This window comes from Streptomyces filipinensis (assembly GCF_014649495.1).
Classification (GTDB): Bacteria; Actinomycetota; Actinomycetes; order Streptomycetales; family Streptomycetaceae; genus Streptomyces; species Streptomyces filipinensis.
This window is the reverse complement of record NZ_BMTD01000011.1, coordinates 176,475-191,447: the sequence shown is the minus strand read 5'-3', so window position 1 is coordinate 191,447 and position 14,973 is coordinate 176,475. Positions and strand designations below refer to the sequence as shown.

Genomic DNA, 14,973 nt, shown 5'->3' with positions numbered 1-14,973 from the left:
CATTTGGCCACACGGACCCCGCATGGACACCGAGCACCCACGCGACGTCGACCCGTCGATTACGGGCCAGCCGCACCAGGTGACGGGCAAAGTTCCCGACCTGATGGGCACATATCGAGGACGCTTGGTAACCCGGTGAGCATGCCAGCGGCGGTACGAGCACTCGTACCGCCGCAACCCTTGTCCGGGGCCCTTCCGGGGACGACTCAGGCCGCGCCGCGCTGCAGCGCCTCGCACACCGCCGTCGACTCGCGCGCTCCCAGCTCGACCGCCCTGCCGCAGTGCGCGATCCAGGCCGCCATGCCCTCGGGAGTGCCGGAGGCGTAGCCGTCCAGCGCCGCCAGGTAGGAGGCGCGGCCCAGCTCGGCGTGCCCGACCTCGGCCGGGCAGATCGACTTCGGGTCCAGGCCACTGCCGATCAGGACGATCCGCTCGGCCGCGCGCGCGACCAGACCGTTGTGGGACACGAAGGGCCGCAGCGCGAGCAGCTCGCCGTGCACCACCGCGGCCGTCACCAGCGCGGGCGCGGACGTCCCCGCGATGATCAGTTCCGCGAGCCCCTCCAGCCGGCCGGAGACCTCCTGGGCGTCCGGCAGCGGCAGCTCGACCAGCGGCTCGTCCACCGCCTCACCGGCCTGGCGCGGCCTGCCGACCTCCTCGCCCTGGCTCGCCGCGGCCACCAGGTGCAGCCGGGCCAGCACCCGCAGGGGCGACTGCCGCCAGATGGACAGCAGCTGTCCGGCCTCCGCCGACAGCCTGAGGGCCGCGCCCATGACCTGCGCCTCGGGGTCGGCGCCGAAGTCGGTGCGCCGCCGCACCTCCTCCAGGGCCCAGTCGGCGCCCGACAGCGCCGCGGAACCGCGGGCGCCGCGCAGGGCCGCCTCGGAGGTGATCGCCGTGCTGCGGCGCCGCATGATCCGGTGCCCGTAGACCCGGTCCACGGCCTTGCGCACGGACTCCACGGAGTCGGCCACACCGGGCAGCGAGCCCAGGGCCGCGAGCGGGTCGGCGTTCGCGCCTGTCGTACTCATGAGTACGACCCTACGCACCCCACCGGCCCGCCCCTCGAAGGAGTGGTCTTCTTCACTTCCACATGACACATACAGCTATCGACTGACTACTGTTGGTGAACATGAAAATTGCTTTCGTCGGGAAGGGCGGCAGTGGCAAGACCACGCTTTCCTCCCTCTTCATCCGCCACCTCGTGGCCGCAGGCGCCCCGGTGGTCGCCATCGACGCCGACATCAACCAGCACCTCGGGCCGGCGCTCGGCCTCGACGAGGCGGACGCCGCCGCACTGCCCGCCATGGGCGAGCGGCTGCCGCTGATCAAGGACTACCTGCGGGGCGCCAACCCGCGGATCGCCTCCGCCACCACGATGATCAAGACGACCCCGCCCGGCGAGGGCTCCCGGCTGGTCCGGGTGCGCGAGCCGAATCCGGTCTACGACGCGTGCGCGCGTCCGGTGGAACTCGACGGCGGCGCCGTCCGTTTGATGGTCACCGGCCCCTTCACGGACGCCGACCTGGGGGTCGCCTGCTACCACTCCAAGACCGGAGCGGTGGAGCTGTTCCTGAACCACCTCGTCGACGGCCCCGACGAGTACGTCGTGGTCGACATGACGGCGGGTTCGGACTCCTTCGCCTCCGGCATGTTCACCCGCTTCGACATGACGTTCCTCGTCGCCGAGCCGACCCGGAAGGGGGTCTCCGTCTACCGCCAGTACAAAGAGTACGCCCGCGACTTCGGCGTCGCCCTGAAGGTCGTCGGCAACAAGATCCAGGAAGAGGACGACATCGACTTCCTGCGTGCGGAGGTCGGGGACGACCTGCTCGTGACGGTCGGGCGCTCGGACTGGGTGCGCGCCATGGAGAAGGGCCGCCCGCCCCGCTTCGACCTCCTGGAGGAGGCCAACGCCCGCGCCCTGCACACGCTGCGGGCCACCGCGGACGCCACGTACGAGCTGCGGGACTGGGAGCGCTACACCCGCCAGATGGTGCACTTCCACCTGAAGAACGCCGAGGCCTGGGGCAATGAGCGCACCGGGGCCGACCTGGCGGCGCAGGTCGACCCCGCCTTCGTGCTCGGCGAAGACATGGGCGTGGGTGTCACGACAGCCGTGTGAGACGCACCGCTCGTAGGTGACGCCCGCCGCTCGCGTACGACGCCTACTGCCGGACCGCCGGCGCCCCGGGCACGCCCTTCGGCGCCGGGGCCGGGCGGCCGGAGAGGAAGGACGCCCAGCCCTGCCTGGGGGCCTCGCCCACCTTCAGCGTGCGCAGCTTCTCCAGGGTCTTCGGATCCTGGGCGTCCAGCCAGTCGACCAGTTGGTGGAAGGACACACAGCGCACGTCGGGCTTGTTGCACACCTCCTTCACCGTGTCCTCGACGGCGCGCATGTAGGTGCCGCCGTTCCAGGACTCGAAGTGGTTGCCGATGATCAGCGGCGCGCGGTTGCCGTCGTAGGCCCGGTAGAAGCCCTTGATGAGGCCGTCGCGCATCTGGTCGCCCCAGTAGTCGAACTTGTCCGGGTCGCCCTGGGTCTCGGTGCCGGACTGGTTGACCATGAAGTTGTAGTCCATGGTCAGCTGCTCATAGGTGTGCCCGGGGAAGGGCACCAGCTGCATGGACACGTCCCACAGCCCCTCCTTCTTCTTGGGCCAGATCTGGTCGTTGACTCCACTGGAGTCGTAGCGGAAGCCCAACTGGCGGGCCGCCTTCATGAAGTTCTGCTGGCCTTCGAGGCAGGGGGTGCGGGCGCCGATCAGCTCCTTGTCGTAATCGAAGGGCAGCGGGGCCGACTTCTTCATGCCGGCGTTGGTCTTCCAGGACTTCACGAACTGCTTGGCCTGGCTGATCTCGCTCTTCCACTCCTCCACCGACCAGGTGCCGACCCCGCCGTCGGGCCCGCAGAAGTGGCCGTTGAAGTGCGTGCCGATCTCGTTGCCCTCCAGCCAGGCCAGCCGTGCCTGCTGGGCGGTGTCCGCGATTCCCCTCTCGTCGTTGAAACCGATGTCGGAGCTGCCCGGCGCGTGCTGGGGCGGCTTGTACAGGTCGCGCTTCTCCTCCGGCAGCAGGTACACCCCGCTGAGGAAGAACGTCATGTTCGCGTGGTTGTCCTTGGCGACCTTGCGGAAGTGCGAGAACAGCTTCTGGCTGTCCTCACCCGCGCCGTCCCAGGAGAACACGACGAACTGCGGAGGCTTCTGACCGGACTTGAGCCGCTCGGGTCTCGGCAGATGCGGCTGCGCGCCGGTGTACGCCGTGGATCCGTCCCCGATCAGCCGGACCACGCTCTCGGGGGCCGCCGCCCCCTTCTGCGGGCCGGACGCCCCTTCCTTCGAACCGTTGGAGCCGGTCGCGCAACCGGCGAGCGATGAGGCACAGGCCGCGGCGACCACGGCGCCGACGGCGATCCTCTGGGTGGCGGCCATGTTCCGCCCACCTTCTTCCTTCTCTCAGGCAAACGCTGACGAGGGCCGTTTTCTGGTGATGTGCCGGGCTGGCAGGCCGGCAGCGCCGCCAAGGTCGCACGGGAGCGAGAAGGAATTAGTACGACAAGCCGATCAAATGATTACTTCACCCCGGTGAGCGATCGACTGCCCCGTTTGCCCCGAAAAGTTATGCCTCATCTTTACTCTTCATTACGATTCATTTACCGACAGTGATCCATCCCGCCCGGTCCGCGACCGTGCCGCCCCGGAGGAGACAGGACCATGTCAGCCCCCGCACCCCCGCACCCCCCGTATCCGCACCCGCCGCACAACCCTTCGCCGGGCCGCCGGCGCCGCTCGCCCGTGGCGGGCGCCGATCTGTCCGCGTCCATCGCGGTGTTCCTGATCGCCCTGCCCCTGTCCCTCGGTATCGCCCTGGCCACCGGCGCTCCGCTGCAGGCCGGACTCGTCGCCGCCGCCGTGGGCGGAATCGTCGCCGGCCGTCTCGGCGGCTGCCCGCTCCAGGTCAGCGGTCCCGCCGCCGGGCTCACCGTCGTCACCGCCGACTTGATCCACCGCTACGGATGGCGGACGACCTGCGGCATCACCGTCCTCGCCGGGCTCGCCCAGCTCGGCCTCGGCTGTCTGCGGGTGGCACGCGGCGCGCTCGCGGTCAGCCCGGCCGTGGTGCACGGCATGCTCGCCGGCATCGGCATCACCATCGCCGTCGCCCAGCTGCACATCGTCCTCGGCGGCAGCCCGGACAGCTCCGTCCTCGCCAACCTGCGTGCGCTGCCCGCCCAGTTGGCCCGGCTGCACCCGGCCGCCGTCTCGATGAGCGCGCTGACGCTCGCCCTGCTGCTGGCCTGGCCCCGCCTGCCCGGCCGCGCCGGCCGGCTGCTCCGGAACGCACCGGCCGCCCTCGTCGCCGTCACCGGGGCCACCGCCACGGCGGCTCTGACCGGGTTGTCCCTGCCCAGGGTCGACCTGCCCTCCTGGCGCAGTCACGCCCTGGCCGGACCGCCCGAGGGGCCGGCACTCGGCCTCGCCGCCGCCGTGCTCACCACCACCCTGGTGTGCAGCGTGCAGTCGCTGCTCGGCGCGGTGGCCGTGGACAAGCTGATCGCGGGCCGCACCGGCCCGGTCCCCCCGATCGCCCGTGCAGGCCTGGACCGGGAGTTGCTGGGCCAGGGCGCCGCCAACATCGTCTCCGGTGCGCTCGGCGGACTGCCGGTCGCCGGGGTGGCCGTGCGCAGCACCGCGAATGTGAATTCCGGTGCCGTGAGCCGGAACTCCACGATGCTGCACGGCGTTCTCGTAGTAGTCGCCGCGCTGCTGATGGTCCCGGCACTGGAGGAGATCCCGCTCGCCTCCCTCGCCGCCCTGGTCATGGCCGTCGGTGTCCAGATGGTGTCCCTGCACCACATCCGCGCGGTGACGCGCCACCGCGAAGTGCCGGTCTACGCCGCGACCACACTCGGCGTGGTGCTCCTCGGCGTCCTGCAGGGCGTGTTCCTCGGGGTCGCCGTGGCGGTCGCCCTCGCCCTCAGCCGCCTCGCCCGCACCCGCATCACCCATGAAGAGAAGGAAGGAGTCCATTACGTACGTGTCCGAGGTCAGTTGACGTTCCTCGCGGTCCCCCGGCTCAGTCGCGCCCTGCACCTCGTCCCCCAAGGTGCTCCCGCCGTGGTGGAGTTGGACGGGTCGTTCATGGACCACGCGGCGTACGAGTCACTGCAGGAGTGGCGCAGCACCCACACCGCCCGGGGTGGTACGGCCGAGCTGTCGGGCCGGCGCGGCGGAATCCGGACCGCCGGGCCGGCCTCCTCCGCCGGGTGCCGGTGCCGGCCCTGGACGCCCTGGCGCAACCACCAGTCCTGCTTCCCCGAAGCCGCAGCCCCGGCGGACCGGAAAGCGGGTCAGGGGGCGGGGCGGGAACTGGCTCGTGGGATCAGCTCGTTCCAGCGCAACACCGCGCCGCTGGTGCGGGAGGAACTGGCGCGGCTCGCCCGGGAGGGCCAGCGGCCCACGCAGCTCTTCCTCACCTGTGCCGACTCCCGGCTCGTCACGTCGATGATCACCGCCAGTGGTCCCGGCGACCTGTTCGTCGTCCGCAACATCGGCAACCTGGTGCCGCCGCCGGGACAGGAGCACGGCGACGACTCGGTGGCGGCCGCCGTCGAATACGCGGTGGACGTGCTCGGCGTGCGCTCCATCACGGTGTGCGGACATTCGGGGTGCGGGGCGATGCAGGCGCTGGCGGCCGCGACCGACGCGGGCGAGGACACCCCTGGCACCCCGCTGCGGCGCTGGCTGCGGCACGGGCGGCCGAGCCTGGCGCGGATGACCAACGACCGCCGTGCCCGGCCCCGGCTGGCCGGGCGCGCGACGGCGGACACGGTGGAGCAGCTGTGCCTGGTCAACGTGGTCCAGCAGCTGGAACACCTGCGGGCGCACGGCCCGGTGGCCCGGGCGCTGGGCAGGGACGAGCTGGAGCTGCACGGGATGTACTTCCACGTGGGCGAGGCCCAGGCGTATCTGCTCACGCGCACGGAAGAGGGCGAGGTGTTCGAGGAGGTCACGGAAGGTGTCATGGAAGGGGTACCCGCACGAGAGGCCCCCAGCCCGGTCTGAGAGGGCGGCGTCCGACAGGTCTAAACCAATTTACCGGTCGACCCTTGTCATCGGACCCCCGCGTCTGATGAGCTGTGGCCTGGGACACAACGGACACCCTTGGAAAGGGAGATGTCGTGAGCAACGAGAGCCTGGCCAACCTGCTCAAGGAAGAACGCAGGTTCGCGCCCCCCGCCGACCTGGCAGCGGACGCCAATGTCACAGCGGAGGCGTATGCACAGGCCAAGGCTGACAGGCTCGGCTTCTGGGCCGAGCAGGCCCGCCGGCTGACCTGGGCCAAGGAGCCTGCCGAGACGCTGGACTGGTCGAACCCGCCGTTCGCGAAGTGGTTCAAGGACGGCGAGCTGAACGTCGCGTACAACTGCGTGGACCGGCATGTGGAGGCCGGACACGGAGACCGTGTCGCCATCCACTTCGAGGGTGAGCCCGGCGACAGCCGCTCCATCACCTACGCCGAGCTGAAGGACGAGGTCTCCAGGGCGGCCAACGCCCTGCTGGAACTGGGGGTGCAGAAGGGCGACCGGGTCGCCATCTACATGCCGATGATCCCGGAGACGGCGATCGCGATGCTGGCCTCGGCCCGGATCGGCGCCGCGCACTCGGTGGTCTTCGGCGGCTTCTCGGCGGACGCGCTCGCGACCCGCATCCAGGACGCGGACGCCAAGGTCGTCATCACCGCCGACGGCGGTTACCGGCGCGGCAAGCCGTCCGCGCTGAAGCCCGCCGTGGACGAGGCGATCAGCAAGGTCGACAACGTCGAGCATGTGCTCGTCGTCCGCCGTACCGGCCAGGACGTGGCCTGGAACGGCCAGCGGGACGTCTGGTGGCACGAACTGGTGGACCGGCAGTCCGCCGAGCACACCCCGGAGGCGTTCGAGGCGGAGCACCCGCTGTTCATCCTCTACACCTCCGGCACGACCGGTAAGCCGAAGGGCATCCTGCACACCTCCGGCGGCTACCTCACCCAGACGGCGTACACCCACTGGGCGGTCTTCGACCTCAAGCCGGAGACGGACGTGTACTGGTGCACGGCCGACGTCGGCTGGGTCACCGGCCACTCGTACATCGTGTACGGCCCGCTGGCCAACGGCGCGACGCAGGTCATGTACGAGGGCACGCCGGACACCCCGCACCAGGGCCGGTTCTGGGAGATCGTCCAGAAGTACAAGGTCACGATCCTCTACACCGCACCGACGGCGATCCGGACGTTCATGAAGTGGGGCGACGACATCCCCGCCAAGTTCGACCTGTCCTCCCTGCGGGTCCTCGGTTCGGTGGGCGAGCCCATCAACCCCGAGGCATGGATCTGGTACCGCAAGAACATCGGCGCCGACAGGACGCCCGTCGTGGACACCTGGTGGCAGACCGAGACCGGCGCGATGATGATCTCGCCGCTGCCCGGTGTCACGACCGCCAAGCCCGGCTCCGCGCAGACCCCGCTGCCCGGCATCAGCGCGACCGTCGTCGACGACGAGGCGAACGAGGTGCCCAACGGCGGCGGTGGCTACCTGGTGCTGACCGAGCCGTGGCCGTCGATGCTGCGCACCATCTGGGGCGACGACCAGCGGTTCATCGACACCTACTGGTCCCGCTTCGCGGGCAAGTACTTCGCCGGTGACGGCGCGAAGAAGGACGACGACGGCGACATCTGGCTGCTGGGCCGGGTGGACGACGTGATGCTCGTGTCCGGGCACAACATCTCCACCACCGAGGTGGAGTCGGCGCTCGTCTCGCACCCGTCGGTCGCCGAGGCGGCCGTCGTCGGTGCCGTCGACGACACCACCGGCCAGGCCATCGTCGCGTTCGTGATCCTGCGCGGTACGGCCGCCGAGACCGACGCGCTGGTCGGCGAGCTGCGCGACCACGTGGGCGCCACGCTCGGGCCGATCGCCAAGCCCAAGCGGATCCTGCCGGTGGCGGAGCTGCCCAAGACGCGCTCCGGGAAGATCATGCGCCGTCTGCTGCGGGACGTGGCGGAGAACCGTCAGCTCGGTGACGTCACCACGCTGACGGACTCCGCGGTCATGGACCTCATCCAGGCCAAGCTGCCCGCGGCGCCCAGCGAGGACTGAGAGGTCCGCGCGGTTTCCCGTGCCCCTTCGGGGGCGCGGGATTTTCCTTCGCCTTGCTAACCTCCGGCGTCAAAGTCGAGTAAAATGGCGACCTCAGGGTGTGCCGGGAAGTCTGGTCGGCGGCGCCGTCAGCGATCCCGCGTGACGGCGTGATCAACGCCGTACCGACCCGGAGGTCCCCACCGTGGCCGCGCCCCGCTCCCGGAAATCCCTCGGCAAAGCCCCTCGCAAGGCGCTGGGCCGCCTCTCCCTGCCCGAGCGGGCCATCGTCGCGGACGCGCTGCGGACCGAGACCGTCGGCGGCGTTCTGCTGCTCGCCGCCGCCGTGGCGGCGCTGCTGTGGGCGAACATCCCCGCCCTCCGCGCCGACTACGAGTCGGTCAGCCACTTCCACCTCGGTCCCGGCGCGCTCGGCCTGAACCTGTCCGTGGCCCACTGGGCCGCGGACGGCCTTCTCGCGGTGTTCTTCTTCGTCGCCGGCATCGAGCTGAAACGCGAGCTGGTCGCCGGGGACCTGCGCGAGCCCCGGGCCGCCGTACTGCCCGTGGTCGCCGCGCTGTGCGGCATGGCCGTACCGGCACTCGTCTACACCCTCACCAACCTCACCGGACACGGCTCCACACAGGGCTGGGCCGTGCCCACCGCCACCGACATCGCCTTCGCGCTCGCCGTCCTCGCGGTCATCGGCACCTCCCTGCCCAGCTCACTGCGCGCCTTCCTGCTCACCCTCGCGGTCGTCGACGACCTCTTCGCGATCCTGATCATCGCGGTCTTCTTCACCGACCGGCTGGACTTCGCGGCGCTGGGCGGGGCCGCCGCCGGGCTGGTGGTCTTCTGGCTGCTGCTGCGCAAGGGCGTGCGCGGCTGGTACGTGTACGTGCCACTGGCCGTGGTGATCTGGGCGCTGACCTACACCAGCGGCGTGCACGCGACCATCGCCGGCGTGGCGATGGGCCTGATGCTGCGCTGCACCACCCGGGAGGGTGAGCAGCACTCGCCGGGCGAGCACATCGAGCACCTGGCGCGGCCGCTGTCCGCGGGCTTCGCCGTGCCGATGTTCGCCCTGTTCAGTGCCGGGGTCACCCTCTCCGGCGGGGCGCTCGGGGACGTGTTCACCAAGCCGGAGACGCTCGGTGTGGTGCTGGGGCTCGTCCTGGGCAAGACGCTCGGCATCTTCGGCGGCACCTGGCTCACCGTCCGCTTCACCCGCGCCTCCCTCAGCGAGGACCTCGCCTGGGCCGACGTCTTCGCGGTGGCCTCCCTCGCCGGTATCGGCTTCACCGTCTCCCTGCTCATCGGCGAGCTGGCCTTCGCCGGCGACGCCGTCCTCACCGACGAGGTCAAGGCCGCCGTCCTCACCGGATCACTGATCGCGGCGCTGTGCGCGACGGTGCTGCTGAAGATACGCAACGCCAGGTACCGCAGGCTGTGCGAGGCGGAGGACCGCGACGAGGACCACGACGGCATCCCGGACGTCTACGAGCAGGACGACCCCGCCTATCACCTCCGTATGGCCGAGATCCACGAGCGCAAGGCCGCCGAACACCGGCGGATGGCCGCCGAGCGGGTAGCCGCGACGCGCCACGGGCTTCAGGAAGTACCGGGCGGGGCAGGCGAGGAGGACGAGCGTCCGGCATGATCTGACGAGACGGTACAAAACAAGACGGCCACTTGATGCAGGACGGCCGGACAGGACGGCCGCGCCGGCGGGGCGGCCGTACCCGACGGAACGCCTGCGGCACGAGAGAATTCTGAGGGAGAACGCGATGAGCGCACCCGACGGCAGCCCGGTCGGCGCCGAACGCAGTATCGGCCAGCTGTTCGCCTCGGCGACGACCGAGATGTCGGCGCTGGTGCACGACGAGATCGCCCTGGCCAAGGCCCAGCTGAAGCAGGACGTGAAGAAGGGCGCGGTGAGCGGCGGCGCCTTCTCGATGGCGGGCGCCGTGCTGGTGTTCTCCCTGCCGATGCTCAACTTCGCGCTCGCGTACGGCATCCGGACCTGGAGCGGCTGGAACCTGGCGGTCTGCTTCCTGCTGTCCTTCGCGGCCAACGTACTGGTCGCCGGTCTCCTCGCGCTGATCGGCGTGGCGTTCGCGAAGAAGGCCAAGAAGAGCCAGGGTCCGCAGAAGGTGGCCGCCTCGATGAAGGAGACGGCGGGCGTCCTGCAGAACGCCAAGCCGCACCCGCGCGCGGAGCTGCCCGAGGACCGGGGCCCCGCGGCCATCGAGGCTGTGGCACGCTCGTCGTCATGACGGACCCCGCCCCCTCGGCCGTACGGATCGACCTCCCCCACGGGACAAAGGTGACGCACCGGGACGTCGCCGCCAACGGCGCGCGCTTCCACATCGCCGAACTCGGCGACGGCCCCCTGGTGCTGCTGCTGCACGGCTTCCCGCAGTTCTGGTGGACCTGGCGGCACCAGCTGGTCGCGCTCGCGGACGCGGGCTACCGGGCGGTGGCGATGGACCTGCGGGGTGTCGGCGGCAGCGACCGCACGCCCCGCGGGTACGACCCCGCCAATCTCGCCCTCGACGTCACCGGCGTGATCCGTTCGCTCGGCGAGCCGGACGCGGCGCTGGTCGGCCATGACCTGGGCGGCTATCTGGCGTGGACGGCGGCCGCGATGCGGCCCAAGCTCGTACGGCGGCTCGCGGTCGTCTCGATGCCGCATCCTCGGCGCTGGCGCGCGGCCATGCTGCGCGACGCCCGGCAGACGGCTGCCAACTCCTACATCTGGGGCTTCCAGCGGCCGTGGATCCCGGAGCGTCAACTCACCGCGGACGACGGGGCGCTGGTGGGCCGTCTGATCCGGGACTGGTCCGGGCCGCAGCCGCCGGAGGACGAGGCGGTGGAGACCTATCAGCGGGCCATGTGCATCCCGTCGACGGCGCACTGCTCGATCGAGCCGTACCGCTGGCTGGTGCGCTCGCTGGCCCGCCCGGACGGCATCCAGTTCAACCGCCGGATGAAGCGGCCGGTGCGGGTGCCGACGCTGCATCTGCACGGCTCCCTGGACCCGGTGACACGCACGCGCAGCGCCGCCGGTTCGGGCGAGTACGTCGAAGCCCCGTACCGCTGGCGGCTGTTCGACGGCCTCGGCCACTTCCCGCACGAGGAGGACCCGGCGGCGTTCTCCCAGGAACTCGTCAACTGGCTCAAGGACCCCGAGCCGGACCGGTGACACGCGCGCCGGGGGCGTGCGGGTTTGTGACCGTTCGGTGACGGGCTCGATGCGTGGAGTATCCGGATCGTGAACGCTTGTCCCCCGAACGGCCACATGCCTGCCGCATAGGCCAATTGGGCGGCGCTCAAGCGGTTATCGACCTTCGGGCGGGGGCACACGTCGGGGTATGGGCTGGACGCACGACTACAGTGACGCACCCCGCAACCGCCGCTCGGCCACAGGCCTGAGCACGCCTCAGCGAGGCACCCCGCAACTCGCGGAAGCGGATCTCCGGGTGGGGATCCCGCACATCCTGCGCCGCCGCGCCCGCTGGGTGTCGGTGCGCCTGCGTCACCCGCGCGGCTGACCCTTCCTGCGGAGCGTCACAGGCGCTCCCGGGTGTCACAGGGCGCAGCTGTCGGTGTCCACCTGCTCGTTCGCCGTACGACCCTGCTCGATGTCGGGCTGGATCTCGTCGGCCGTGAGGGCGTAGCCCGTCTCGGCGTCGTCGAGTGACTTGGCGAACACCACGCCGTACACGCGTCCGGCGGGCGTGAGCAGCGGGCCGCCGGAGTTGCCCTGACGGACGGTCGTGTACAGCGAGTAGACGTCTCGGCGGACCGTGCCCCGGTGGTAGATGTCCGGGCCGTTGGCCGTGATGCGCCCGCGCACGCGCGCGGCGCGCACGTCGTACGAGCCGTTCTCGGGGAAGCCAGCGACGATCGCGCCGTCACCACCGCCCGCGTCCTGCGGGGAGAACCTAAGGGCGTTCGCCTTCAGGTCGGGTACGTCGAGCACGGCGATGTCCCGCTTCCAGTCGTACAGGACGACCTTGGCGTCGTACTTGCGGCCCCGGCCGCCTATCTGCACGGTGGGCGCGTCGACGCCGCCGACCACGTGCGCGTTGGTCATGACGCGGCGGTCGGCGAAGACGAAGCCGGTGCCCTCCAGGACCTTGCCGCAGCTCTGGGCGGTGCCGGTGACCTTGACGATGGAGCGCTGGGCGCGCAGGGCCACCGGGCTGTTCGCGAGCGCCGGGTCGGGCGGCTGGACGTCCTTGATCGGCTCGTTGGCGAACGGGCTGAAGACCTGCGGGAAGCCGTTCTGCGCGAGGACGGAGGAGAAGTCCGCGAACCAGGTGTCGGCCTGCGCGGGCAGCGCCCGGGAGACGCCGAGGAGCACCTTGGAGCCGCGCACCTCCTTGCCGAGTGTCGGCAGGGTGGTGCCGGCGAGGGCGGAGCCGATCAGCCAGGCCACCAGCAGCATGGCGACGACGTTGACCAGGGCGCCGCCGGTGGCGTCCAGGGCGCGGGCCGGGGACCAGGTGATGTACCGGCGCAGCTTGTTGCCGAGGTGGGTGGTCAGGGCCTGGCCGACGGAGGCGCAGACGATGACGACGACCACGGCGACCACGGCGGCGGTGGTGCCGACGTCCGCGTTGTCGGTCACGGCGTCCCAGAGCACGGGCAGCGCGTAGACGGCGACGAGGCCGCCGCCCAGGAACCCGATCACCGACAGGATGCCGACGACGAAGCCCTGGCGATAGCCGACGACCGCGAACCACACAGCCGCGACCAGCAACAGGATGTCCAGCACGTTCACCGCTTCAGGCCTCGCCTACTCCATTCCGCTCCCCGCGGCCCGGCCGGGGGCCCGGGGGTCGGCCCCCGGAAAGACACAGCACGGACGACACCCTGTCATGAGTGCCAGTCGAGCGGGACCTGCCTTTCCCTGTCCCAGGGGCGCTCCCAGCCGGCGAAATGGAGCAGGCGGTCGATCACTCCGGCCGTGAAGCCCCACACCAGAGCCGATTCGACCAGGAATGCCGGACCTCGGTGACCACTGGGGTGAACGGTGGTGGCGCGGTGCGCGGGGTCCGTGAGATCCGCCACGGGGACCGTGAAGACCCGCGCGGTCTCGTTCGGGTCGACGACGCCGACCGGGCTGGGCTCGCGCCACCAGCCGAGGACCGGTGTGACCACGAAACCGCTGACCGGGATGTACAGCGCGGGCAGCACGCCGAAGAGCTGGACGCCCGACGGGTCCAGGCCGGTCTCCTCCTCGGCCTCCCGCAGCGCGGCCCGGAGCGGCCCGTCGGCGTGCGGGTCGCCGTCCTCGGGGTCGAGCGCGCCGCCCGGGAAGGACGGCTGCCCGGCGTGCGAGCGCAGCGAGCCGGCGCGCTCCATGAGCAGCAGCTCCGGGCCGCGCTCACCCTCGCCGAAGAGGATCAGCACGGCCGACTTGCGGCCCGAGCCGTTCTCCGGCGGCAGGAAGCGGCTCAGCTGGACCGGCTCGACCGTCTCGGCCGCCCGCACCACCGGCCCCAGCCACTCCGGCAGCCCCTCCTTGCTCAGCGTCACCGGGCCCCGCGCCGCCGCGCCGCGCGCCACCGGACCGCCCCGCGTCTCACTGGTCCTCGCCATCGCCACCCCCGTCGCTCTGCCTGTCCAACGCCCGAGGGCCCCGAGATCGTTCCGTCACGCGGCCCCCAGCGGCGGGGCCGGCTTGCCGCCCGCGTCGAGGTAGGCCTGCGGGGGCTTGAGCCGCTGGCCGGGGAAGCCGCCCTTCTCGTACTTCAGGAGCTTTTTCGCCTTGTCCGGGTCGGTCTCGCCCTCGCCGTAGGCCGGGCAGAGCGGGGCGATGGGGCAGGCGCCGCAGGCGGGCTTGCGGGCGTGGCAGATACGGCGGCCGTGCCAGACCACATGGTGGGACAGGTCGGTCCAGTCGCTCTTCGGGAACAGCGCGCCGATCGCGGCCTCGATCTTGTCGGGGTCGGTCTCCTCGGTCCACTGCCAGCGCTGGACCAGCCGCTGGAAGTGGGTGTCCACGGTGATCCCGGGCCGTCCGAAGGCGTTGCCGAGCACGACGAAGGCGGTCTTGCGGCCGACGCCGGGCAGCTTGACCAGGTCCTCCAGCCTGCCCGGGACCTCACCGCCGAAGTCGTCGACGAGCGCCCTGGACAGCCCCATCACCGACTTGGTCTTGGCCCGGAAGAACCCGCAGGGGCGCAGGATCTCCTCGACCTCCTCCGGGTTGGCGGCGGCCAGGTCCTCGGGGGACGGGTACTTCGCGAAGAGGGCGGGGGTCGTCTGGTTGACGCGCAGGTCGGTGGTCTGGGCCGACAGCACGGTGGCGACCAGGAGCTGGAAGGGGCTCTCGAAGTCCAGCTCGGGATGGGCGTACGGGTACACCTCGGCGAGCTCGCGGTTGATGCGGCGGGCGCGGCGGACCAGAGCGGTGCGGGACTCGTCCCGTGGTGGCTTCGCGGCGACCTTCTTGGCGGGTGGCGCCTTCTTCACCGCCACGGCCTCGCCGGTCGCGACCACCTTCTTCGCGACGGTGACCTTCTTCCCGGAGGCGGCGGAGGCGGCCTTCTTCCCCGAGGCCGCCTTCTTCGAGGAGGCGGCCCTCTCGGCAGAGTCGACCCCCTGGGGGGAGATGACCTTTTTAGCCGCTTTTCCAGTTTTCTTACCGTCACCGGACCCTTGTTCGCCCACGGCAGAATCGCGACGTGCAACCACCCGCTAAACCCCCTTGGCCTGTGCTGTCACCGGCGAATTGGACACCCGGCCAGCCTAGAGCCCGGCACCGACATCCGCCCCGGACCCGGTTGATCGGACTCCGATTGGACCCCTGACGCTTACCTCGGGACACCTGTGCGGCATCC

The 14,973-nt window shown here is 70.9% G+C and carries 12 protein-coding genes; 7 read left to right on the top strand and 5 right to left on the bottom strand.

Translation table 11 applies throughout. The annotated features are described in order from the left end of the window. Window positions 1-206: 206 nt before the first annotated feature. On the bottom strand, window positions 207-1,031 hold the full coding sequence (locus IE244_RS24555; RefSeq protein WP_191875726.1) for a Fic family protein: 825 nt from the start codon (window positions 1,029-1,031) through the stop codon (window positions 207-209). Between the two features lie 101 nt (window positions 1,032-1,132). Here IE244_RS24555 and IE244_RS24550 point away from each other — a divergent pair, with 101 nt between their 5' ends. Then, window positions 1,133-2,125: an ATP-binding protein gene (locus IE244_RS24550; RefSeq protein ID WP_191875725.1), complete on the top strand. Its 993-nt coding sequence runs from the start codon at window positions 1,133-1,135 to the stop codon at window positions 2,123-2,125. A 43-nt stretch (window positions 2,126-2,168) separates the two neighbouring features. On the opposite strand, the gene IE244_RS24545 is transcribed toward IE244_RS24550, so the two are convergent. Next, on the bottom strand, window positions 2,169-3,434 hold the full coding sequence (locus IE244_RS24545; protein WP_191875724.1) for a polysaccharide deacetylase family protein: 1,266 nt from the start codon (window positions 3,432-3,434) through the stop codon (window positions 2,169-2,171). Window positions 3,435-3,716: 282 nt separating this feature from the next. Here IE244_RS24545 and IE244_RS24540 point away from each other — a divergent pair, with 282 nt between their 5' ends. From IE244_RS24540 to IE244_RS42170, 6 genes are all read left to right on the top strand, one after another. Continuing rightward, entirely contained in the window at window positions 3,717-6,068 is a 2,352-nt protein-coding gene (locus IE244_RS24540; protein WP_191875723.1) for a SulP family inorganic anion transporter, read from the top strand. 116 nt (window positions 6,069-6,184) lie between these two features. After that, entirely contained in the window at window positions 6,185-8,140 is a 1,956-nt protein-coding gene (acs, locus tag IE244_RS24535) for an acetate--CoA ligase (RefSeq protein ID WP_191875722.1), read from the top strand. A 184-nt stretch (window positions 8,141-8,324) separates the two neighbouring features. Further along, the gene (gene nhaA, locus IE244_RS24530; protein WP_191875721.1) at window positions 8,325-9,779 is read left to right on the top strand and encodes a Na+/H+ antiporter NhaA; all 1,455 of its coding nucleotides are present in this window, start codon (window positions 8,325-8,327) and stop codon (window positions 9,777-9,779) included. A gap of 127 nt (window positions 9,780-9,906) precedes the next feature. Continuing rightward, window positions 9,907-10,395, top strand: a complete 489-nt coding sequence (locus IE244_RS24525) for a phage holin family protein (RefSeq protein WP_191875720.1) — start codon at window positions 9,907-9,909, stop codon at window positions 10,393-10,395. Then, window positions 10,392-11,324, top strand: a complete 933-nt coding sequence (locus IE244_RS24520; protein ID WP_191875719.1) for an alpha/beta fold hydrolase — start codon at window positions 10,392-10,394, stop codon at window positions 11,322-11,324. The genes IE244_RS24525 and IE244_RS24520 overlap by 4 nt, the downstream gene beginning before the upstream one ends. A 169-nt stretch (window positions 11,325-11,493) precedes the next feature. Then, window positions 11,494-11,673, top strand: coding sequence for a hypothetical protein (locus tag IE244_RS42170; RefSeq protein ID WP_229854314.1), 180 nt, complete (start codon window positions 11,494-11,496; stop codon window positions 11,671-11,673). Between the two features lie 35 nt (window positions 11,674-11,708). On the opposite strand, the gene IE244_RS24515 is transcribed toward IE244_RS42170, so the two are convergent. The 3 genes from IE244_RS24515 to nth all read right to left on the bottom strand — a co-directional run bounded on the left by IE244_RS24515 (window position 11,709) and on the right by nth (window position 14,746). Next, window positions 11,709-12,908 carry a MarP family serine protease gene (locus tag IE244_RS24515; RefSeq protein WP_191875718.1) on the bottom strand — a complete coding sequence of 400 codons (1,200 nt, stop codon included), beginning with the start codon at window positions 12,906-12,908 and terminating at the stop codon, window positions 11,709-11,711. 95 nt (window positions 12,909-13,003) lie between these two features. Continuing rightward, the gene (locus tag IE244_RS24510; RefSeq protein WP_037685484.1) at window positions 13,004-13,729 is read right to left on the bottom strand and encodes an NUDIX hydrolase; all 726 of its coding nucleotides are present in this window, start codon (window positions 13,727-13,729) and stop codon (window positions 13,004-13,006) included. 54 nt (window positions 13,730-13,783) lie between these two features. Continuing rightward, entirely contained in the window at window positions 13,784-14,746 is a 963-nt protein-coding gene (nth, locus tag IE244_RS24505; RefSeq protein ID WP_191875824.1) for an endonuclease III, read from the bottom strand. Window positions 14,747-14,973 lie beyond the last annotated feature (227 nt).